At 57.6% G+C, this 22,757-nt stretch carries 20 protein-coding genes; 12 read left to right on the top strand and 8 right to left on the bottom strand.

Annotated elements, in window-relative coordinates:
* Nucleotides 1-69: 69 nt before the first annotated feature.
* The gene (locus tag IPJ12_17040; GenBank protein MBK7648801.1) at nt 70-945 is read right to left on the bottom strand and encodes a lytic transglycosylase domain-containing protein; all 876 of its coding nucleotides are present in this window, start codon (nt 943-945) and stop codon (nt 70-72) included.
* A gap of 480 nt (nt 946-1,425) precedes the next feature.
* On the opposite strand from IPJ12_17040, the gene IPJ12_17035 reads away from it, so the two are divergent.
* From IPJ12_17035 to IPJ12_17005, 7 genes are all read left to right on the top strand, one after another.
* Nucleotides 1,426-2,304, top strand: coding sequence for a hypothetical protein (locus IPJ12_17035; GenBank protein MBK7648800.1), 879 nt, complete (start codon nt 1,426-1,428; stop codon nt 2,302-2,304).
* 135 nt (nt 2,305-2,439) lie between these two features.
* Nucleotides 2,440-3,654 carry an IS4 family transposase gene (locus IPJ12_17030; protein MBK7648799.1) on the top strand — a complete coding sequence of 405 codons (1,215 nt, stop codon included), beginning with the start codon at nt 2,440-2,442 and terminating at the stop codon, nt 3,652-3,654.
* Between the two features lie 274 nt (nt 3,655-3,928).
* On the top strand, nt 3,929-5,227 hold the full coding sequence (locus IPJ12_17025) for a hypothetical protein (GenBank protein MBK7648798.1): 1,299 nt from the start codon (nt 3,929-3,931) through the stop codon (nt 5,225-5,227).
* Nucleotides 5,224-6,117: an endopeptidase gene (locus IPJ12_17020; GenBank protein MBK7648797.1), complete on the top strand. Its 894-nt coding sequence runs from the start codon at nt 5,224-5,226 to the stop codon at nt 6,115-6,117. Before IPJ12_17025 ends, IPJ12_17020 begins: the two co-directional genes overlap by 4 nt.
* A gap of 868 nt (nt 6,118-6,985) precedes the next feature.
* Complete coding sequence (locus IPJ12_17015) at nt 6,986-7,858, top strand: hypothetical protein (GenBank protein MBK7648796.1); 873 nt, start codon at nt 6,986-6,988, stop codon at nt 7,856-7,858.
* Nucleotides 7,859-7,882: 24 nt separating this feature from the next.
* A complete protein-coding gene (locus tag IPJ12_17010) occupies nt 7,883-8,530 on the top strand; it encodes a toll/interleukin-1 receptor domain-containing protein (protein MBK7648795.1) in 648 nt (215 codons plus the stop codon).
* A gap of 27 nt (nt 8,531-8,557) precedes the next feature.
* Nucleotides 8,558-9,124 carry a hypothetical protein gene (locus IPJ12_17005; GenBank protein MBK7648794.1) on the top strand — a complete coding sequence of 189 codons (567 nt, stop codon included), beginning with the start codon at nt 8,558-8,560 and terminating at the stop codon, nt 9,122-9,124.
* Nucleotides 9,125-9,144: 20 nt separating this feature from the next.
* On the opposite strand, the gene IPJ12_17000 is transcribed toward IPJ12_17005, so the two are convergent.
* Nucleotides 9,145-10,716 carry a hypothetical protein gene (locus IPJ12_17000; GenBank protein ID MBK7648793.1) on the bottom strand — a complete coding sequence of 524 codons (1,572 nt, stop codon included), beginning with the start codon at nt 10,714-10,716 and terminating at the stop codon, nt 9,145-9,147.
* Between the two features lie 64 nt (nt 10,717-10,780).
* Here IPJ12_17000 and IPJ12_16995 point away from each other — a divergent pair, with 64 nt between their 5' ends.
* Nucleotides 10,781-11,533 (top strand): hypothetical protein, encoded by a 753-nt coding sequence (locus IPJ12_16995; GenBank protein MBK7648792.1) that lies wholly within the window; start codon nt 10,781-10,783, stop codon nt 11,531-11,533.
* A 64-nt stretch (nt 11,534-11,597) separates the two neighbouring features.
* Here IPJ12_16995 and IPJ12_16990 read toward each other — a convergent pair whose 3' ends face one another.
* Nucleotides 11,598-11,834, bottom strand: a complete 237-nt coding sequence (locus IPJ12_16990) for a hypothetical protein (protein MBK7648791.1) — start codon at nt 11,832-11,834, stop codon at nt 11,598-11,600.
* A 62-nt stretch (nt 11,835-11,896) separates the two neighbouring features.
* On the opposite strand from IPJ12_16990, the gene miaA reads away from it, so the two are divergent.
* On the top strand, nt 11,897-12,853 hold the full coding sequence (miaA, locus tag IPJ12_16985; protein MBK7648790.1) for a tRNA (adenosine(37)-N6)-dimethylallyltransferase MiaA: 957 nt from the start codon (nt 11,897-11,899) through the stop codon (nt 12,851-12,853).
* Here the strand turns inward: miaA and IPJ12_16980 are convergent.
* The 5 genes from IPJ12_16980 to purM form a co-directional block, all read right to left on the bottom strand.
* Complete coding sequence (locus tag IPJ12_16980; protein MBK7648789.1) at nt 12,831-13,958, bottom strand: response regulator; 1,128 nt, start codon at nt 13,956-13,958, stop codon at nt 12,831-12,833. The genes miaA and IPJ12_16980 overlap by 23 nt on opposite strands.
* Before the next feature lie 50 nt (nt 13,959-14,008).
* On the bottom strand, nt 14,009-17,062 hold the full coding sequence (locus IPJ12_16975; protein ID MBK7648788.1) for an efflux RND transporter permease subunit: 3,054 nt from the start codon (nt 17,060-17,062) through the stop codon (nt 14,009-14,011).
* Nucleotides 17,059-18,210: an efflux RND transporter periplasmic adaptor subunit gene (locus tag IPJ12_16970; protein ID MBK7648787.1), complete on the bottom strand. Its 1,152-nt coding sequence runs from the start codon at nt 18,208-18,210 to the stop codon at nt 17,059-17,061. Before IPJ12_16970 ends, IPJ12_16975 begins: the two co-directional genes overlap by 4 nt.
* A gap of 94 nt (nt 18,211-18,304) precedes the next feature.
* Entirely contained in the window at nt 18,305-18,949 is a 645-nt protein-coding gene (locus tag IPJ12_16965; GenBank protein ID MBK7648786.1) for a septal ring lytic transglycosylase RlpA family protein, read from the bottom strand.
* The gene (purM, locus tag IPJ12_16960) at nt 18,939-19,982 is read right to left on the bottom strand and encodes a phosphoribosylformylglycinamidine cyclo-ligase (protein MBK7648785.1); all 1,044 of its coding nucleotides are present in this window, start codon (nt 19,980-19,982) and stop codon (nt 18,939-18,941) included. Before purM ends, IPJ12_16965 begins: the two co-directional genes overlap by 11 nt.
* Nucleotides 19,983-20,288: 306 nt before the next feature.
* On the opposite strand from purM, the gene IPJ12_16955 reads away from it, so the two are divergent.
* From IPJ12_16955 to tyrS, 3 genes are all read left to right on the top strand, one after another.
* On the top strand, nt 20,289-20,912 hold the full coding sequence (locus IPJ12_16955; GenBank protein ID MBK7648784.1) for a glutathione S-transferase family protein: 624 nt from the start codon (nt 20,289-20,291) through the stop codon (nt 20,910-20,912).
* 84 nt (nt 20,913-20,996) lie between these two features.
* Entirely contained in the window at nt 20,997-21,311 is a 315-nt protein-coding gene (locus IPJ12_16950) for a hypothetical protein (GenBank protein ID MBK7648783.1), read from the top strand.
* 145 nt (nt 21,312-21,456) lie between these two features.
* Nucleotides 21,457-22,731, top strand: a complete 1,275-nt coding sequence (gene tyrS / locus IPJ12_16945) for a tyrosine--tRNA ligase (protein ID MBK7648782.1) — start codon at nt 21,457-21,459, stop codon at nt 22,729-22,731.
* Nucleotides 22,732-22,757: the final 26 nt, after the last annotated feature.

Raw genomic sequence — 22,757 nt, 5'->3', positions numbered from 1 at the left:
TTGCCCAGCCCCATCCCACGGTCAACCGGAAATTTTGGCCAAAATTGAAATTTCGGCTCAAACGCCAAGCTACATCGCGGTGATGCCCGGCCGCTTCGGCGCCATGCCCGAGAAGTGCATGACGCGACGAACGTATTGCTGAGTTTCGGCGTAGGGCGGAATGCCGTTGTGGCGATCGACCGCGCCCTCGCCGGCGTTGTAGGCGGCGGCGACCAGACGCCAGTCGCCGGCAAAGCGTTTTTCCAGCCAGCGGATATAGGCCAGCGCACCCTTGATGTTCTGCTCGGGGTCAAACGGACGGGTCACGCCGAAGCGTTCCTGCGTGGCCGGAATCAGCTGCATGACGCCCTGGGCGTTGCTCGGCGAAACGGCGGTCGGGTCAAGATTGGATTCGGCCATGGCGATGGCCAGTGCGAATCGCGCATCGATTTGATATTTGGCTGCCACCTTGCGAATCAGGCCCGCAATCTGCTGCTTGGCCGCCGACTGCTTGCGCAGGTAGGCATCCACATCGAATCCTGAATCGGCGTAATCCATCCCGCCCGCCGCCGGACAATCGCCTTCCAGCTCGGCATTGCTCTGTTGCGGGTCGTAATATTTGAGCGCTTCCTGGCTGCCCAGACTGGCCGCCATGGCCAGATAGGCATTGGCCAGGCGCGGATTGCGCATGCTGCCGGGCGCCGTGGCCAGCAAACGACCGATCCTGAAATATCCCTCCGGGCCACCCATCGTAGCGGCATCGCAATACAGCCGGACGGCCTCTTGCAGATTCTTGCTGACGCCCTTGCCTGTTTCGGCTGCTCGTCCCTGCTCCAGCGCAGCAAGCACCCGCGGCGCCTCCTCAAACACGTCGGCGCGCGCCGACGAACCGGACACCGCGGCCATCAAAAAGAGGATAAAGGGGAGAAGCCGTAGCAAATCGAAACCTGGTTGCAGATGAATCATGTCCGCGATTATGGGCAACTCCTTCCGACCCACCCAGGAAATAGGTCACATCCGGCAGGAAGTTGAATCTTGGTCATGCACTCGTGGTTTGGAATATGCCAAGCCGCCCCCCCATTCAACCCAGAGCTCCTCGGAGAATCGAAAAAATATTTAGCAAAAAGCATAAAAATCAGCGGTCTCTACGGAACCGTGCCAAATACCCACATGTCAAACCAGGAGAATATCCAAAAGAAATACTCCAGAGTCATCCGACACGAGGGGGAGATGGAATGAGCACTGCTAACAACCGTTTTTTCAAAAACTGTTGCGATGAGACCATACGGTCGTTATTGGCAACACCGCCAAGCAGAGATTGGAAGCATCCGCGTATAGCTAGCCGCCCTGCCCAAGGCTAACCATATGCCAAACGCAGCTGCCGATGCAAACTCTGAACAATGGCTGGTACATATCGCAAATATGCTAGGCGCCGAGGCAAGTGGCATGCTCACGATTCATCCGGATGGTAGCCACAGCCTTATTGGAAACGGCCATACTGAGAGCGCTGTCCTCGAATATCAGCACCACTTCAGCAGCCTGGACCCGCTGCCCAAGTTGCTTGCCGATCGCCCCGACGGGCGCGCCATCGTCCTCGACACCACCATTCATCCGGCCTATCTGGCCCAGCGCGAACTGAGCAACGACTACCTTCGCCCGCACGGCATCGACCACGTCATCGCTGCCCAATGGCGGCAGCCGGACGGCACGCTACGCATGATCGGCGTTCAGCGTTTTCGTGGCTCTGAGCCATTTTCAATAGCACTTGGCACCGAACTGGATCGCCACATCCACCACTGGCGAATCGGTAATGCCCTACCCCCCCAAACAGGCTTCGATGCACGCGGCGATGACGCCCGCCGCAGTTGTGACATCGCCGCCCAACTCACCCTGCCTTTGGCAGTCGTAGACGGCCACCTCACTATCGCCTGGGCCAACCCATCCGCACGCGAGCATCGAGGCTCGGCATGGACAACACTATTCGACAGCAAAACCAAAATTTCTGCTGAAATTTCGGTTCGAAAACAGTTGCAAAAAGTGGTCTTCGCTTGCCTGCGTCAGCGTACCGAATCTGAAGTATTGATTCTCACCCACGACGACACATGGTTCGCCACCGCCACCCCACTTAACGGCAAACCCAACCTCGCCCTCTTGCGCATGAACCCCATGCATCACCTCGGCCGTGGAATACGTGGGCGACTGCAACGCTTATACGGATTAACGCTGGCTGAAGCCGAAATGACCGAGAGACTAGGGAATGGTGAAAGCTTAGAAGCCATCGGCGAAGCGCGAGGGGTAAGTATCGATACAATCCTCGTGACTTAGCAGTTCTGCATATTTCATCGCCACCCGTGGCGACTGACCGCGTTGCGGTATAATTCGCGATCTAACTAATTGATATTAATAGGTTAAATATGACGGCCTAAATATGTCAACATACTTTCCCAGCTCGCCACCTTTATCCAGAGCACCGCGTTCCTTGAAGCGGCTCGCCGGAACCCCCAACATTTCACTCGTCACCGCGATCTGACCTTCCCCTGCCTGATCGCTTTTCTGCTCTCCGGCGTCCGTGGGGCAGTGCAGGCCGAGTTGGATGCTTTCTTTGCCTTGCTGGAGCGGCGAACCCGCTTGTGTCGCGTGGTCACCGCCAGCGCATTCTCGAAGGCGCGCAGCCGCCTTTGGGCCAATGTCTTCGATCCGCTTAATGATGAATTGCTGCGCTTGATCGACGAATGCATTCCCGCTCAGCCGCTCTGGCTGGGATTGCGGGTTCTGGCCGCCGACGCTTCCAAGGTGCGCCTGACTTTGCTTGACCGGGCGGGAAAGCGCTGCATTCGCGAGGGCACCTTGTTCGGCTTGTTTCGCCCCGGCATCGAGTTGTTCGATTCGCTGATCCTGCACAGCCCGCTGGTCGGCGAGCGGCAGATGTTGTTCGAGCGTCTCGACCGTCTTGGCGACCAGGACATGCTGGTGCTTGATCGCGGTTACCCGGGGGCCTGGCTGGTTGCGGCCTTGCTCCACCGGGGGATTCCGTTCTGCATGCGTTGCGACTCTTCGTCGACTTTTGCGGCCATCACCCAGTTCATGCGTTCCGGCCAGGACGAGGCCGTAGTGACGCTGCCGCCGCCGAATCGCCAGGATGCTGTCGATTATGAGTGCCCGCGCCAGGCGTCGACCGTGCGCTTGATTCGTCAGGTGACGCCGGCAGGCAAGGTGCGCGTGCTCATGACGTCCTTGCTCGATGCCGCAAGCTATCCGGCAACGGCTTTCACCGATCTTTATCACCGGCGCTGGCGTATCGAGGAGGCTTTCAAGCGCCTGAAGCATCGTCTGAGTCTTGAGCATACGTCCGGCCTGACTTGGCTGGCCGCCTGCCAGGATATCGGCGCCAAGATGGTGTGTGACAACCTCAATGCCCTGGCCACCTATCTTGCGACCGAGCAACACATTGCGCCGGACTCACCGTGGCGGGTCAATCGCACCATCGCCTTCACTCATCTTCGTCGCCTCCTGCCCCGCGTGCTCGCAGGCGTCGTGCGCATGAGCGCTCGTATTGCCACTGAGCTGTTCGCCGAAATCACCAAAAACCTTCAGAAATTCATCCCTGGCCGAAGCCGACCTCGACCCAGTCGCCCCAAACCGCACAAGTCACATGCCTACAAAACCAATGCATGACAAAATGCTAAGTCACGAGGATTGAGTATCGATACGGTACGGACACAGTTGCGGACCGTGTTTAAAAAGACGGGAACGCATCGGCAGGGGGAACTCGTTTGTGCTGTGGTGAAACTGGCAGGGATGGGATAGAAGCCGCCCAAGTGAAAACCCGTACCTTATTTGGGTGATGCGCCAAGCATCCTCACAAATAATAATTGGAATAAGACTGCGCACAAAAATATCGTGTAGGGTCCATTTTTATACAATATAAACAATCCAACGGTGAAATTAAATGACCTATAACTTTACCATTTTTTTTGGAGTTGGTGTTTCTACATGTGCAGCCATAATATCTGGTTGCGGCGTAATACACTCATCCAAAATCACAGATACCGCACGTAGCAACATTGGGATTCATTACATGCTCCCGCAATCAAATATTGCCTACCAAGTAGTAGACTCTGGAACTGGCGAATTACGATTGAACCTATTAAACCCCATTACAATGGGTGATCCAAAACAATCATATTCTCTGCAATACCTATCAAAGCCGACAAGCAGTGATAATGTAAAAATAGAAGTGGATACAAAAACTTCACTTCTAAAAACAGTAACCATCGAAAGCAAAGATGAAACTGGAGAGATTCTTAAAACGATTGCGGCTAATATTATTCGCGCAGAAAGTTCTGAAGGTGATCAGGGAACAGTTATCCTTGAGGGTGTTGTTGTTCCGCAATGCGACAGCACTGTTGAAATAAAAAACCTTGACTCGACAAATAAAATTAGTCAATACCTAAAAAACAAGGTAGAGCTTTGCACAAAAGCCTTGCGAGCAAATAATTCAGCGCTAGAAATAAATATTTGCGATAGCTACAAAGCAATACAGACTCAGGCACAGAACACAACCCGAGGGTCAACATCCCTCGAGGTTTCTGTAACTGCTCTTCATGGGGCGCCAACACAGTCGAGCGATTCGATCACAGAAGTCAACGGCATATTTCATCGTGGAGTAGTGCCGCAAATGGTAAAGGCGTCTTTTTTAGGTATTACAAGGGAGACAATAGTACTGTTACCAGATTGTGGTCCAATAATTAGCCTGCCATTAGAAGGACAGCCTTTCGTTAAAGTAAAGCACACACTCGTTTTGAAAGATGGCGTCGTCCAGAGTTACGAGGCAGATAAACCTAGTTCTGCACTTGCTATAGTGTCATGGCCCCTAGATGTCTACGATGCAATCGTCGAGTCAACAAGTAAGATAATCCAGCTAAAAATAGATACGAGTCGTAAATCAGTCGAATTGGAGCGCCAATTACTGGAGGAAGCAAAAGCCAAAAAGGATATCAACGATCAGTTAGCGCAGCTTAAAAACGAATCTAAACCAGAAGCTTCAGGGCTAATTTCACAAGGGAAGAATTCCAATCTATTATTAACAGTAAAGGCTGGATACAACAATTATAAAAACATATTTCCTCAATTACCCACAATAAATTCAAACGACAAAAACCCAGCGCCAGCAATAAACAATACGAAGATCACATCAGATGGACTAATAACCCCCGCTGAGAATGGCTCTATCGGGAGACAAAAATGACCCGAAAAAATAGCAATAAAATTGCTAACGGCCAAATAATTGACTCTGATAGCGACCAATTGATAACTCCATCATTTATGGTGGAAACCAACAATGGAGGGCGTGTAGAACAAGTCCCGGGTTTCAACACGGTACTCGCGTTAGCTTCCGGTTTCAAAGGTGGCAGAGTACCACCTAGACTACGAGATCCAAGGCTTGGTAGTGCCAATGACATTGCATTCGCAACACCGGAGTTCACTTTTGGACAAGACGACCGCCAGCAGATTCATGACACCACTCAACTTCCTTGGCGTTGTATCTGTCATATCGTCATGGAAGGATCAAGTGGAAGAATGCTAAAAGGAACTGGTTGGCTTGCAGGACCGAAAACTGTTTTTACAGCGGGCCATAATTTATTTAGCTCTATGTATAACCACGAAACAACTAGAGTCTGGGTGATGCCGGCACGGTCAGGAGATGCAGTTCCTTTCGGATACGAAATTAGTACTAGTTTTGGAGTACACCCGAAATGGAAGAGTGATGGCGACCCAAATTACGACTTAGGTGTAATTTGGCTGAGTGGCTCCTTGGGAGAATTAGGGTCTTTTGGTTTTGCAGCGTGGCCGGATCAACAACTAACAAATTTGATCGTGAATAACTCAGGCTATCCAGACGACAAGCCTATGGGAACTCAATGGTTTAATGCCGGAAGAATTTTAGAGCTAACCCCAAACACAGTAACCTACGGCCTCGATACAGAGCCAGGTCAAAGTGGAAGCCCTGTTTTTTATTTTGATAAAAACATGAATCGAATTGTTGTTGCAGTTCACGCTTATGGTTCAAATCAAAATAACATAGGTGTAAGAATCACCCCGGAAATTTACTCAACGTTATCCGCGTGGCGACGTTAGTTTGCTTTTTGCAGAATATAAGTACCGCTTTGGTATGGTCAAACGTAAAAATTGCTGGATTTTACAATACTAAACAAATGCCACGATTAAAACCAGAATTGCTATGGGATTGGATAAAAAATGAGCCAAATGCGAAAGCAATCAATTCGCTCCTTATCGGTCTCTCTGCTATCGCGTCTGCAATAACCTATGTTCACTCAACCCTGTTCCCCCCACCAGATGACGTAATCGTGTTTGACGCTAGTGACTTCCTGTATACGGAAGGTGTCAGTAGCAACACTTTTAGAGACCCCAGTGGAGTTTGCCCATACAAACTCGTCTACAACCAACCACCATGGAAGGAAGTGCCTCTAAATGCCGTGTACTACCGTGCCAATCTTCGTAGAGGCGGCCAATACAAGCTACTCGTCGAATACGCATCAAATGAACCCACGGATGCCCCCAAGAGGCTAGTCGATGTTGATGTTAACAACCAGCGAGTAATTACCGGCGCGTTGGCAGAACAAAGTGAAAGTTGGTGTTTGACACGTTGGGAATCTGTCGGGGTACTCGAACTTAACCGAGGTTCAAACACAATAAAATTCTCGCGGAAAGGAGTATTTCCGCACCTGCGAACAATTCGGCTGATTAGGCAATGATGGACAAAGATGCAAATCTAAAGCCAATTGCTTCCTATGTAGATATTTAATCCTGTGGCCAACCAGAAATTTCGGAAATAATTTAAGCATGGGCGCGCTGCTCCCTAGCATCGTCCTTGCCTCCCACCCAAAAAATTCGTAGGCTGCTGATCAGCCCTCTGTTTTTTGGGGGAAGCGCTCCATGAAGGCCGGCCACTTCGCCGGTAGATTTTCGTACAAGGGAGGCTTCTATGGTCCGCCTGTTTTCCTGCCATTTTCTTGAGCGCCGCAACGTTTGGCGGCTGTTGATCACCCTGCTCGCCTTTGCCGGGCTGACTGCCTGTCAGCAATCCCGCGCGCCACAGGAGTCGCGCACGGGGGCTGAGCCACCGCCACCCGCTGCCATGCCTGTACCGCCACCGCCGCCACCGCCGGCATCGGTTGTCGTCCCTCCACCACCACCCAAACCTGCTGCGATCGGCCATGGCAGTTCGGCCAAGCCAACGGCTGGGGAAAGTGCAGCATCCATTCCCCAATTCGATTGGCCTCCCCCCAAGGCATCGGCCGAGCAGTCGATCCCCGACAAATGGTTGCGCACCGGCCCGACGACCGATCTGGCCGATGTTGCCGACAAGTTTGAAAAGGCGCTGCGTCTGGCGCATTACGAGCAGCGAAGCTATTACTCCGTGCCGCGCGGCTTTGCGCTGGCGACGCAACTGGAGCAGATCAAGGCGGACGGCACCCCGATGTCCGGGGCAGATCGCTGGAAGATCGGCACACCGTCTGTGGGCAACCTTTCGCTGCTCACCTTCATCAAGGCGTTGGCTTATGCGCCGGCCGGCTATTACCGGGCGATTGTCTTTGTCGTCACCGATGCGCCGTGGGTACAGTCGGCCACGGCGCCGAGTGAAGCGCAGATCAAGGGTTGGGCCGGTGGCGGCGCCCGCTCGCTGCCGGCATCGATAGGCGCCCTGCCTTATGGCGAGGGCTACCATGCACAGGCCTTGATTTACGAGTTTCAAAAAGGCACTTCGGGCCCGGCCAGGACCTTGCTCCCCGGTACGGTTTCCGCGGAAACGCATCTCGACAAGGGGGGCATCTGGGAACCCCTGAGCATTCTGTGAATCCGGGCGGGGCGCGGGACTTGCATGGCTAATCCGGTCTTCATCAGTTATCGGCGCAGCGATACGACGGGTGAAGCCGGGCGGCTGGCCGACGCGCTGGAAAGCCTGCTGGGGGCCGCCTGCGTCTTTCGCGATGCGGACGATATCCCGGCCGGTGAGGATTTTGAGGTGGTCCTGAAGCGGGAGCTGGCCGAAACCGGGGTGGTCGTGGTGCTCATCGGCAAGCAGTGGCTGACCGAGCTGACCAGGCGCCATACCCGGCCGGAGCCGGATTTTGTACGCATCGAGATCGCCACCGCGCTACGCCTTGGCAAGCGCGTGATCCCGGTCTTGCTTCAGGGGGCCGAATTGCCGAGTTTTGGCTCGTTACCGGAAGAATTGCGCACCCTGGTCAATCGCCAGGCGCTCAGCCTGCGCGACGAAGCGTGGATTCAGGATGCCGGGCGCCTTGCCGATGCCATCGGCCGCCCCTATGCCTGGCGCAACGTGGCGCTCCGCGCCTTGCTGTTCATCGTCGCTACCGTCATCTCGACCAAATATGCGATCGGCACCCTGGCGCCGAATGCCACTAACCAGATCGAAGTGGCGCGCGGCGTCATTTTCGGCGCGCTGGCGCTGTATGCTGGTGTAGAGTGGTTCTTGTGGTGGAAGCGAAAAAGGAAGGGAAGTTGAACTTTGTGGTCGACTGATATCAATCGCGTGAGCAAAGAATCCTGGCTGTCGGCCCGCTTTGCACGGGCGTTGAAGCCTGAAGGGCCGAAAATCAATCGTCGGCTCTGGCTGTCCGGCGCGCTGACGCTCATTCTATTCGTGGCCATGGCCATTCATTCGTCGCCGTTGTCGCCTAGCATCCCGGTCATCCAGCTCACCTTTGACGAAGCGGCCTTCAAAGCCGTTCTCGCACAATGGGGGCCGAACGGTGTGGAATTGTTCCGGACCCACTTTTTCATCGATTTTTCTTTCCTGACAAGCTATGGCGTGTTCGGCTATCTGCTGGCCAGGCACGTCACTCGCCGACACAAAACTGGCCCGTCGGCACGCCATTTCCTGATTTGGGCATTGCCGGCAGCGGCCGCGCTGGATGCCTGCGAAAACCTGCTCCACCTCAGCTTCATCGCCTATGGTGCCCACCCGATGCCGGGCGCCTACCTGCTGGCCGGCGTGGTCGCCAGCAGCAAATGGTTACTGATTGCCACTTTCGTGATCGGCCTGATTGTCGTGCAGCACGGCTTGCTGCGGTCAACCGGAAAATCTGGCCAAAACTGAAATTTTTTCGCGCAGGCTTCTCAGGCTGCCGCATCAATCAACGCATCAAACGCCTTGTCCGCATCCCGATTGCGGCGAACCTCGACCATGCGCACGTCGCTCAAGCCTGGGCCGAAGGCGGATCTCAGGACCGCCCGGTCGGTACTGTCGTCGATGACCAGCACCAGCCGCTGCGGCGGTAGCCGTTGCGCCAGTTGCTGCAGCTCGAACTCGCAGCCGCGCCGCGCCTGCGTGATGCCGCGAACATCCATAATGACCACATCGGCGCGATACATCAGTTCAACGATGGTGGCCTGCCAGCTGGAATCACGGCAGCAGAACTCGTTGATACGAAAGCGCCCGTCGGGGTCGGGCGCCAAGTCCAGCGTTGCCAGCTTGGCATCCAGGCTGGCGCGCGAGGTGACGAAAAGATCATCGACCCGCCCGGTAAGCCAGCGCAGGTAGTCGCCGGCATCGATGGTACGGGCGGTGACATCCGGCGCGGCGATCATGGTGACCGGCCCGATCAGCCGCCAGCGGGCAGCCACGCGATCAAACAGACGCTCGGTGCGCGCCGTGTAGCCAAAGATGCGCAGCAGCAGCAAGGTCCGCGCCGGACCGGCTGCGGCCTTGCTGCTGACCCCAAATCGCTTCATCAGCCAGTGATTCACCGGCGCGAACATGGCGATCGCCCCCACCGTCATCAGCAAAGCGAAAATCGGACGGTTGGTGGCGGTGATCATCTCAAGACCCACGGTGGCCACCAGAATCAGCCACCAGGTACGGGCCAGCAGTTGCACATCGGAAAAGCACTTGGCTTCGTAATCGCTGGCCAGCCGGCGCAGGCGCAACCAGGCCAGCCAGCCGACCGGCAGGGCGATGAGCATGAACACCCCATTCATCCCAAGCTTGAGCACCCACGGTGTTCCAAACTCCGTGCCGGCCAACAGGAAGGTCAGGCGGGTGCCGGCAAATGGCGCCAAGCCGAAGACCAGCAAGGCCGCAAAGGTGATCGGTGCCACGCCGCGCAGACGCACCGGCCACGACATCAGCCAGAACAACCCGGCCATCCAGAGCTGGTTCCAGGCCATCTGGAAGAACAGCCAGAAAAGGCCAAATATTTTCCAGTCGACCGGCCGCCCGCCAATCAATCGCTGGGTCGCCGCGGCTGCCAGCACGAGCACGGCAAAGGAAAGCATCATCGCGATCAGGCCGCCGATAATCCTCAAAGGTGTCAGCGCCAGTGAGACGGCGATCATCGGCAAGGCAGCCAGCGAATGACAAAACGTCATCGCGAGAATCTGGGCCGGTGACAAGCCCATGTCACTCGCCCACAGGTAGGCAATGGACATCGGCAGGCTGCAAACCAGGGTGGTAGACAGCCACGCGGCGACCATCCGCCAGCGCATCGAACGTTCGTAAGCACGGAGGTCGCACGCGGCGTTTCTGACCTCGGCGAGCATCGGCGCCGCCGGAAGCGGCAGCACCGCGCCCTCGCCCTGCATCATGCCGCCGAGGATGGCCTGCCGGTAGCGCCAGAGAACAATCAGCGCGACCACCACCGTGACCAGCACGCTGTTGGTAAAGTGCACACTCAGTTCGCCACCATTCATTGCCCGCTCCCCACCGGCCAGAATGGTGCTAGCCTACTGCTAACCTCATCTTCAGGAAACAGTCTTGAGCAGTCCGCCCCCCAACGCCGGCAATAGCAAATTCCGCTGGCGCGAATGGCGCCGGTTTTTGCTGGCAACGGTCGCCATCACCCTGCTCTATCTCGGCGTACAGGAAATCTGGATGTTCGGCGCCAGCAATCTGGCGCACATTGGCTGGACGGTCAATGACCCGGCGAAAACCTATGCTGCCAAGGCCGCCGAGATCGCCGAAAAAACACGAGCCCGCGAAGCAAGGCTCGACCCGCAATTTGCCCGGCGGACTTTCGAACTCGGCTTCGAATACGGCTACCTGAGCCAATGGCTGGGCGGCTATGGCCGGCAATCCGATGAAATCATGCGGCAACTGTCACGACCGGTGGATGGACACATCCGCCGCCTGAACGAACTGGCCGAAAAACTTGGCGTCGCGCCGGTTGCCCGCCTGCCGGTGAATACCGCAGCCGATTTCGGCGAGTTGACCCAGCGCATCGAAGCGGACCCGGCAGGAGCAGCCGAGCGCATCGAGCAAGCCGGCTCATTGCGCCTGCGCCATCTGTTCCTGTTCGGCGCGCATGTTGGCACCCAGACGGCTGCTCTAGAATCTTCCGGCGACATCGTGCCCATTCCCGCCACCGAATTGATCGGCATGCACGCGACGCTGGCGGGTGTCCCCGAAGCCCAGTGGCGACCGCTTGCCCGGGTAGCCAGGGGAACGCACGAAGAAGCCCGCCGCAACTACCGCGAAGGCATCATGCGCTTGAAATCACTGTGGCCGTAAGGGCCAAAAAATTTCGATTTCGGTCGTTTTTTCCGGTTGACCGCAGCAACCACTCTGCAGCCAACTACTGCTGAACCGGCTTGCTCAACTGATTCTTGATGATTGGCCCAACCGTCTGCCATGCATAGCTGCTGACACCGACGACCAGCGCGAAGCCGACGACCAGTTGAATGAGCAGGATGATCAGATCCGACTGCTGTTTGCTCATCTTGCGACCCGGATTGGTGGCCCCGCAACCGGGGCAGGCAACGGCCGAGATATCGACCTGGTGACCGCAGGCGCGGCATGGAACGAGCGGCATGGCATCTCCCTGAACGTTTTGGCCATTATAGGCCACCCCGCCGCGTGGTAGCATTGGCCGCAATGAACTCCCCCCGCAATCCACCAGCCATCCTGGTCATGGGCCCCACGGCCTCAGGAAAGACGGCGCTCGCCATGGCACTGGCCGATCGTTTCCCCATTGAACTGATCAGCGTCGACTCAGCCCAGGTCTTTCGCGACATGGATATTGGCACCGCCAAGCCGGACAGCGCCACCTTGGAGCGCTACCCGCATCGCCTGATCGATCTGATTTCACCCGAGGAGAGCTACTCGGCCGCCCGCTTCCGCGCCGATGCGCTGACCGCCATGGACGAAATCACCGCGGTGGGCAAGGTACCGCTGCTGGTCGGCGGCACGATGCTCTATTTCCGCGCATTGCTGCAGGGATTGGCCGAGTTGCCCCAGGCCGATGCAGCGCTGCGCGCCGAGATCGATGCCGAAGCTGCTGCCGATGGCTGGCCGGCGATGCACGCCAAACTGGCTGCGCTTGACCCGACAACCGCCGCACGCCTGCATCCGACGGACAGCCAGCGCCTGCAGCGCGCCCTTGAAATCTGCCGCCTGAGCGGCCGCCCGATGTCCGAACTACTGGCCGAAAGCGAGCAACAGCGGCCACCTTATGATTTCCTGTCGATCAGCCTGCTGCCCTCTGACCGCGCCGTGCTGCACAAACGCATTGAACGGCGCTTTGACGAAATGCTGCTCGGTGGGCTGGATGAAGAACTGGCCATACTGCGCCAAAAATACGCGCTGCACGCCAATCTGCCGTCCATGCGCTGCGTCGGCTACCGGCAGATGTGGGATGCGCAGGATGGCCTGTGCAGCAAACCGGAAATGCGCAACCGTGGCGTCTTTGCCACCCGCCAGTTGGCCAAGCGCCAGATCACCTGGCTGACGAATTCTTTCGATGCCGAGAATTTCGATTGCCTGGATCCGACGCTGACCGAGAAAGTCAGCGCCCGAACCGAGGCGTTTCTCAGCTCTTCAACATCAGCTTGAGGTCGTCGGCCAATGCTTCAAGCTGGCCGATAATGGTCAGCGAAGCATCCTGCGTACCGACGACGCGCAGCATGAATTCGTTGGCCATGTTGCTCAAGCGCTCCTCCTGATTTTCCATCAGGCCAAGATGGATGAAGGCCTTGGTCAAGGCCTCCTGAAAATCAATCATCACCTGAGTCAGTTCAAAACTGTTGCGCCGGTAATTGTTCTGCACACCATCCAGCGTCGAATAGAGCCGCGGCAGCGCCGCCTCAATCCCGGCCCGCCGCTGTGACGATTGCATTTCGGTTTCGATGGCCTTGAGACGGGCATCGGCCCCCTCGGCCAGCAGCGCGCCATTGTCGCGAATGCGACCGCATCGATCGCTGTCTTCCAGCGGCATGTTGTTGACCATCAGGGTGACCCGACCGTAGTTGAAGGCGCAGCGCGACTTGAACTGAAAAATCCGGCCGCTGTTGCGGACATGATTGAGCACCGAGACTTCCAGCGGCACGTTGTGACCGTTCTGGCTCAGTGACAACACCTCGTCGCCAAGCCGCATCTGCACGGCCGCCTGCAGGTCATACTGACCCATCGCCTGGAGCAGTTCCGAGGCCAGTTCGTCGACCGTGTTGCAGGCAAAGGATTTACTGAGAAATTGCAGCACAACACCCAGCTCACCCATGCTGACCATGGCGGCCATGGCTGTCCGTTGCGCGTAGCCGGCCTGCTCGCGCAGGGCTTTCTTTTCTTCAATGATGCGCCCGGCAACATTTACCTTGCCGAGCAACTCGGCCGGGTCAAAGGGCTTCTGGATAAAATCGTCGCCCCCGGCTTCATAACATGCCATGCGGGTTTCACTATCGTCGCCAGCCGAAACGAAAAGCACAGGAATATCCTGAGTGTCCCAATCATCCTTCAGACGGTGACACAGCGTGTAACCATCCATTTCCGGCATTGATACATCCAGCAGGAAGAGATCGGGCTTCGCTTCTGCCAGTCGATTCAGACATGCCTCGGCCGACGCAAATTTTTCCAGTTCGCAGACACCATCCAGTGCTACGGACAATACGTCGAGAATAATTTGATCATCATCGACTACAAAAACACGCAGGCTTGCGTCCATGCATCCACTCCGATTTTCAATTTTCTATATATTGGAGTTTTTGTTGAAATTCAGCAAGCATTGGATTCGGTGATGACGACCTCTTTTTTCGCCGCCAACAGCGAATAAACCGTCGGCACCACGAACAGCGTGAAAAATGTGCCCAGCAGCAGGCCACCGACGATGACCCAGCCAATCTGCTGCCGCGACTCCGCTCCTGCCCCGGTCGCCAGGGCCAGCGGCACGGCACCGAGGACCATGGCACCGGTCGTCATCAAAATGGGCCGCAGACGCAGGAAGGCGGACTCGATGACCGCCTCCTTGATAGACATACCCTTCTCCTGTAATTGATTGGCGAATTCGACGATCAGGATGCCGTGCTTGGTAATCAGCCCGACCAGCGTGACGAGGCCGATCTGGCTATACACATTGAGTGTCCCGTTGGCTAACCACAGGGCGAGCAGCGCACCCGCCATCGACAAAGGCACGGTGAGCATGATGATGAAGGGATCACGGAAGCTTTCAAATTGCGCGGCCAGCACCAGGTAGATGAAGGCCAGCGCCAGGCCGAAGGTCAAGGCCAACGACGACGAAGATTGGCGGAACTCGCGCGACTGACCGTTGTAATCAACGGCGTAGCCTGGTTTTAATACCTGATTGGCAACGCCATCCATATAGGTCAGCGCCTCGCCCAGCGTATAACCCGGCGCCAGGTTGGCGGTGATCGTCACCGCCCGACGCTGGCCAAAGTGATTCAGTTCGCGCGGGCTGATCGTTTCCCTGACCGACACCAGATTCTCCAGCGAAATCATGCTGCCATCGCGCCCACGAACGTAGATATCGTGGATATCGTCCGGATTCCGGCGCTCGACATCGGCAACCTGGACGATCACGTCGTATTGCTCGCCATCGCGCTTGAAACGGGTGACCTGCCGACCACCGAGAAAGGTTTCCAGCGTCCGGCCGATGGTTTCGACCGGCACCCCCATGTCCGCCGCCTTGTTGCGATCAACGTCGACCGACAGTTCTGGCTTGTTCAGCTTGAGATCCGTATCAATGTTCTGCAGCCCCGGATTTTTCGCCAGTTCGCCGAGAAACTGCCCGGTTACCTTCTGCAATGCTTCGTAACTGGCGGAGGTCACGATGACATAGTTCACTGGCCGCTCCCGGGCACTCTGACCAAGCGATGGCGGCGTAATCGGGAAGGCCATGACGCCAGGAATCTGACCGAACTTCGGAAACAGCTCCTTGGCGATGGCGAGCGAATTTCGCTTGCGCAAGGCCCAGTCGTTCAGGCCCAGCACGGAAATCCCCTGGCTGACTGTCGGGTTGCCGGCCACCACAAAATAGCGCTCGACATCCTTGGTCTGGCTATAGATACCTTCGATCTCCCGGGCATATTTTTCGGTGTAGTTCAGCGTCGCACCCTCCGGTGCGATAAACATCCCAAAAATGATCCCGCGATCCTCAATCGGCGCCAATTCCGACTTCAACGCCTTGAGCAGGACACCGCATGAAGCGGCAACAACGAGAAAACCAAGCAGCACGATCCAGCGTCGATTGAGCGACGCCGTCAGTACCTTTTTATAGGCGGCATTCAGCCAATTGAGGAAGCCTTCAATCATCATGAAGGCCTTGCCGTGCTTGTCGTCGTGCTTCAGCAAAATCGAGCACATCATCGGCGACAGGGTCAGCGCGACGAATCCAGACACCAGCACGGCCCCGGCCAGGGTCAGCGCAAATTCGATGAACAGCTTGCCGGTACGACCCGTCATGAAGGCAACCGGTGCGTATACCGCAGCCAGTGTCAGCGTCATGGCCACCACGGCAAAGCCGATCTCCTTCGCCCCCTGCAAGGCCGCCTGTCGGCGCGGCATGCCTTCCTCGATATGCCGGTAGATGTTTTCCAGCACGACGATGGCGTCGTCCACCACTAGCCCAATCGCCAGCACCAACGCGAGCAAGGTGAGCGTATTGATCGTGAAACCGAGGGCAAACATGATGCCGAAGGCACCAACCAGCGAGACAGGGATGGTCACCAGCGGGATCAGCGTGGCCCTGAAATTGCGCAGAAAAAAGAAAATGATCGCCAGCACGAGCAGGATCGCTTCGCCGATGGTCTTGAACACCGACTCGATCGAGCGATCGATGAACACCGACGAGTCGTAAGACAGATCCGCGGTCATCCCCGCAGGCAGTTCGGCGGTGATCTTCGGCAGATCGGCGCGCAGCGCCTTCGATAATTCGAGCGGATTGGCCGTCGCCTGCTTGATGACCCCGAGCGCTACCGCCGATCGGCCTTTGAACCGAACCGAGCTGCGCTCTTCAGCCGCCCCGATTTCCACCCGCCCGAGATCACTGATACGCACCGGATAGCCGTTAACAGTCTTGACCACCGCCGCGCCGAATTCCTCGGGCGTCTTCAGATCAGTATTGGCCACCACCGAAAATTCGCGTTCGCGACTTTCGATCCGCCCGGCCGGCACCTCGACATTCTGCTTGCGCAGCGCATCCTCGACATCCGCCGGCGTCAGCTGATAGGCAGCCAGACGCTGCTTGTCGAGCCAGATGCGCATGGCAAACTTGCGGTCGCCAAAGACGCGCACATCGGCTGCGCCGGGCAAGGTTTGCAGGCGCGGCTTGACGATGCGGGTGGCCACATCGGTGACTTCCAGCGCCGAATGCTTGTCGGATGAAAAGGCGATCCAGATGACGGGATTGGCGTCTGCCTCGACTTTGGCGATAACCGGTTCATCAACCGCATCCGGCAACTTGTTACGGACGCGGGACACCCGGTCACGGACATCGGATGCAGCCGAATCAGGTGCCCGCTCCAACTTGAAACGCACTGAAATCTGGCTGTTCTCGGCCCGCGAGATCGACGTGATGACCTCGACGCCTTCGATCCCTGCCAGCGAATCCTCCAGTGGCTTGGTGACCTGAGACTCGATGATTTCTGCGGAAGCACCGCGATAGGTCGTGCCGACCGTGACCACTGGCTCATCAATCTTCGGGTACTCGCGTACCGGCAGCCGGGTGTAGGAGACAATACCAAGCAGCATGATGACCAGCGACAAGACGGTGGCGAAGACCGGCCGCTTGATGCACAGGTCGGAAATCTTCATTTGTCGGCCACACCCGGCTTGACTGGCGCTGCCGCTGGCGGCGCACCATCGCCCACGGTCTTGACCGATGCCCCTTCGCGCAATTTCAACTGGCCGGCAGTGACGACCAGATCGCCTTCTGCGAGGCCTTCAACCACCTCGACCTGTGCCGCACGACGTACCCCCAGGCTGACCTTGGTCAGCGCCGCCTTGCCATCGACCACCTTGAACACCGCCGGCTGACCACCCGGAACGATGGCCTGCTCGGGCACCATCAGCACACCCTTGCGCTCGCCGAATTGCAGTCGGACGCGAACGAACATCCCCGGGCGCAACTTGCCGGCCGCGTTGTCGAGACGAGCCCGGGCCGAAATAGCCCGGCCGTTTTGATCGACCATCGGATCGACGGCATCCAGCACCGCATTGAAATGCTCGCCCGGTAAAGCATCACTCAGCACATCAACGCGCTGGCCTTTGGCGATGCGCCCGAGATAGGTTTCAGGCAACTTGAAATCCACGCGCAGCGTGGCTACATCTTCGATGTTGATCAGATCCTGGCCATCCTTGACGTAATCGCCGACGCTGACATTGCGCAAACCCAGCATGCCCTTGAACGGCGCCTTGATGCGCATCTTGGCGGCCTTCGCTTCCGCCAGGCGAACGGCGGCCTCCTGCACTTTCAGCGTGGCGGCGGAACCATCGAGCGCTTGCTGACTAAGAAATTTCTTGCCGACCAGTTCAGCGTTTCGCTGGTAGCTGCTGCGCGCCAGCGCCAGATTGGCCCGTGCTTGCTGCAACTCGGCGTCCTGAATCGCCGCATCAAATACCACCAGCACGGCGCCTTTGCCGACGACCGCACCATCCTTGAAGCTGATAGCGGCAATCCGGCCCGCGATTTCAGGGCGCAACACCACGGATTCATTCGATTTCAGCGTGCCCACCGCCAACGCGTCATCCGAAAAATCACTGCTCGCCACTTTGGCGACCTCGACAGAAATCGGGAAACTGGCGGGTGCCCCGCCGGCTGCCGGCTTGGCGGGTGCAGGCGCATTGCCAGCCGCCAGCGGGGCAGCAGCCGGCGCCCGATTGGCGGTGTAAGCGGTGTAGGCCAGACCAGCCAAACCGGCGAGAGCAATCGCAATAATTCCGAAACGGGTATTTTTCTTCATGGCATTCGGCAAGTTTCCGGACTGACCGGACAGTCAGCAGCGACAGGGATTGTAACGAAGTGGCCGAATCGACAGAAGAGAATTCAAGCAGCCGTCAGTCGCCGTCCTGCTTTTCAAAATCGGGCAATTTTTCCGGTTGACCACAGGAAGTACACTCTTCCTCCGGCTCGAACGCGGCATGACAAGATTCGCCGCCACGCCCGATTTTTCCGCCCGGCAAAGGCATGACTCGGACCATGACCACGCCGGCGCGAATCATGTTGAGGTATTCCGCAACCCCGCGCGACACGTCGATGATGCGTTTGCGATGTTTCGCGTGCATGCGGTCATTGACCTTGACGATGGCACAACGGTCGTTGTCCATCCGCCGAACAGCCAGCACGGTACCCAGTGGAAAGCGGTTGCTGGCTGCGGTAAAGAGATTGACGTCAAATGTGTCGCCGGTCGAAGTCTTGCGCCCTTGAAAACCGGTGCCATAAAAACTGGCATGTCCGTGGAGCCCGGAAGTACTCCCGTCAACCAGGTCGGCCTGTCCGAACGCCTCGGCCGTCGAACCACCATGGGCGCGATTTGGCGCCTTAATCCGTTTTGAATGTCTGGCATGCCGACTGGCGGCATGGCGGGCGGTGGCCGGTTTGGCCGAAGCTTTCTCGCTCGCCGCCCAGACAGTCGACGAGCCGTTCAGCAAGAGCAGGCCACAGACAACTGCCGCGACCCGCCACTGCCATTTAGACCACAAGGGTCTGCGCTTCGTCACCGGCGCGCGCCCGGATCTTGCCGATGCGATAAACGGCTTCGCCCTGAGCCTTCAGTTCGGCCATGGCGACATCGGCATCCGCCGCCGCAACGACGACCACCAGACCGATACCGCAATTGAAGACACGGTGCATTTCGTTTTCGGCGACATTGCCTTCGGCCTGCATCCAGTCGAACAGCTTCGGACGCGGCCAGGCAGCCTTTTCCAGCTCGGCAACGGTGCTTTCCGGCAACACACGCGGCACGTTTTCGAGCAAGCCGCCACCGGTGATATGGGCCATGCCCTTGATCGAGACCTTTTCCATGGTCGCCAGCACTTGCTTGACGTAGATGCGGGTCGGCGCCATGACCACGTCGGCCAGCGTACGCTCGCCGTCAAACTTGGCATTCATGTCCGGCTTGGAGCGTTCAATGATCTTGCGCACCAGCGAGTAACCGTTGGAGTGGGCGCCTGACGAAGCCAAGCCGAGCACCACGTCACCCGGAACAATCGAGGCCTTGCCATCGATAGCTTTCGACTTTTCAACAACGCCTACCGCAAAACCGGCCAGATCGTATTCGCCGGCCGGGTACATGCCCGGCATCTCGGCAGTTTCACCACCAATCAGCGCACAACCCGCCAGTTCGCAGCCCTTGGCAATGCCGCCAACAACCGCAGCGGCGGTATCGACATCGAGCTTGCCGCAGGCGAAGTAGTCGAGGAAGAACAGAGACTCGGCGCCGAGCACCAGAATGTCATTGACGCTCATGGCGACCAGATCCTGGCCCACCGTATCGTGCCGATTCAGGTCAAAAGCCAAGCGCAGCTTGGTGCCAACACCATCGGTGCCGGACACCAACACCGGCTCCTTGTAACGCTTTGGCACTTCGAACAGCGCGCCGAAACCACCAATGCCGCCCAGTACGCCCTCGCGCAGGGTCTTCTTGGCCAACGGCTTGATACGTTCGACGAGTGCATCACCGGCATCGATATCGACGCCAGCATCACGGTAGGAGAGGGAAGTATTCTGGGTCATGGTCAATTAGGCGCCAAGAGGCAGCAAACGCTGCTGGAAAAAACGGCGATTTTACCCGAAACCGTTCCCGCCCCCTAACCGTCCGCCCGGCAAAGCTGCTACGGTCAACCGGAAAAATCGCCCAAAACTGGAAACACGCTTGTCACCACGAAAATTTGCACCTTTTTGTCCGGACCATGCTCTGAAGCTAGGAGCTTCACTGATCATGCCAGCATGGGGCAGAAAGTACCTTCAACGCACGCCTGGTTTTGCTGACGCACTAAGCTTGAGAGCCCTATCCCCACGACCTGATGAAAGGAATAATTTATGCCCAAACTGAAGCTGACCTATTTCGATTTCCCCGGCGGACGCGCGGAACCGGCGCGACTCGCCCTGCATCTGGGCGGTATTCCGTTCGAGGATTTTCGCTTCGCGCCGAGCTCTTTTCCCGAAGTCCGCAAGACCACACCACTGAATCAGGTGCCGACGCTGCACGTCGATGACGCCCAAGTCACGCAAAGCGATGCCATCACGCGCTACGCTGGCAAGCTCGCCGGACTGTATCCGACCGACCCGTTCCAGGCACTGCTCTGCGACGAAATCCTCGGGGCGCTGGAAGACGTCAATATCAAGCTCGGCGCCACGTTCGGCTTAACCGGCGAAGCTCTGGAAGCCTCACGCAATGCGCTGGTCAGCGGTGCCATCACGCAATACCTGCACTGGCTGGAGTCTCAACTGGAAAGCCATGGCGGCCAGTACTTTTCCGACAACCGCCTGACCATCGCCGACCTCAAAGCCTTCGTCCTGGTCCGCTGGTTATGCTCGGGCAAGCTCGACCACATTCCGGCTGATCTGGTCGACAGTGTCGCCCCCAAGCTCAAGGCGCACATGCTGCGCATCGCTAGCATGCCGGCCATCGCGCAATATTACAAAGCACTGGGGATGGCGTAAGCTCGGTAAAGCAACAAGGACGAAGACAGCGTCCCGATATAGGCGCACTATGGCGCATTAACCATCAGTGAGGAGATTCAGGATATGAGCACCAATATTTATCTGGCCGGGCTGCATCTCCTCAAGCAACACCCTGGCACCAAAAGCCAACTGAGCCTCGCCAAGTGCATCCTGTCGCTCTACGACACCCGACATGCGTTCGGGATAGGCGAAATCCTGAGCCCCCTGGATAGTCGCTATGCCAAGGCGGTGCTGGACATGCTGCACGCCTACGCAGAAAACGGCGCAACAGAGGAACTCAATCACGCTGGCGAATATGTGACGGCACATTTTGCCAATCTGGTCGAGCAGTCAAATGCCATGGCCGAAGCGCGAAGCAACGTTGCCGGCAGCCATTAATCACCCGAATATCCACGGCAACTCGTCGCGAAGCCACTGAGCATCGCGCCGATTGCCGGCCAACTGGCGCTGCTCTGCTAAAATCGCGGGTCCGATTTTTTGGCGCCATTTTTATTTGGCGGGCGCCCGCCCCGTGGAGAAAGCAATGACCCAGTCCCCCCTCATTCAGGATCTGCAGGATCGCGGCCTGATCGCCCAGATCACCGACGCGGCTGCGCTCGACAAACTGCTGACGGAGGAATCGGTAACGCTCTATTGCGGCTTCGACCCGACGGCGGACAGCCTGCATCTCGGCCATCTGGTGCCGGTGCTCATCCTGAAACGCTTCCAGGAAGCCGGCCACAAACCGATCGCTCTGGTCGGCGGCGCCACCGGCATGATCGGCGACCCGAGCTTCAAGGCCACCGAGCGCAAGCTGAATACGCCGGACGTGATCGCCAGCTGGGTGGACAAGATTCGCGGCCAAGTCGCCCCCTTCCTCAAGTTTGAAGGCGAGAACGCGGCTATCATGGCCAACAATTACGACTGGTTCGGCGGCATGAACTGCCTCGAATTCATGCGCGACATCGGCAAGCACTTCTCGGTCAACGCCATGATCAAGAAGGAATCCGTCCAGCAGCGCCTGCAGCGCGAAGACCAGGGTATTTCTTACACCGAGTTTTCCTACAGCCTGCTCCAGGGCTACGACTTTGCCGAACTCAACAAGCGCTACGGCTGCGTGCTGCAGATCGGCGGCTCCGATCAGTGGGGGAACATCGTCGCCGGTACCGACCTGACCCGCCGCCTGCACCAGCAACACGTTTTCGGCATGACCGTACCGCTGATCACCAAGGCCGACGGCACCAAGTTCGGCAAGACCGAATCCGGCGCCATCTGGCTCGACCCGAAAAAGACCTCGCCCTACGCCTTCTACCAGTTCTGGCTGAATACCAGCGATGCAGATGTCTATAAATTCTTGCGATTTTTCACCTTTTTACCGGTTGACCGCATCAATGCGATCGAGGCAACCGACAAGGCCAGCGGCACCAAGCCGGAAGCCCAGCGCATCCTGGCCGAGGAGGCCACGCGTCTGGTGCACGGAGAAGTAGCCCTGATGGCCGCCCGGCGCATCACCGAATGCCTGTTCTCCGGCCAATTGGCCGATCTCACCGAAAACGACCTCGAACAACTGGCCCAGGATGGCATGCCCGGCGTGCAACTGGACAAGGCCAACGGCAGCCTGATCGACGCCCTGGCCGCCGGCGGCCTCGCGAAGTCAAAATCTGAAGCACGCAGCTTTATCCAGAGCGGCAGCGTCAGCGTCAATGGCCAAAAGGCCGATATGATCGACCACCAGATTGCGGGCGATGAGCGCCTCTATGGCCGCTTTACGATCCTGCGCCGCGGCAAGAAGAACTACGGGCTGGTCAGCTGGCTGTAATTCCGGTCGAAAAACCAGAAAGGGCG

The sequence above is a fragment of the Betaproteobacteria bacterium genome (assembly GCA_016709965.1).
Taxonomy (GTDB): Bacteria; Pseudomonadota; Gammaproteobacteria; order Burkholderiales; family Rhodocyclaceae; genus Azonexus; species Azonexus amarohabitans.
Note: the sequence above shows the minus strand (reverse complement) of the source record. Positions and strands in the feature narration are given on the sequence as shown.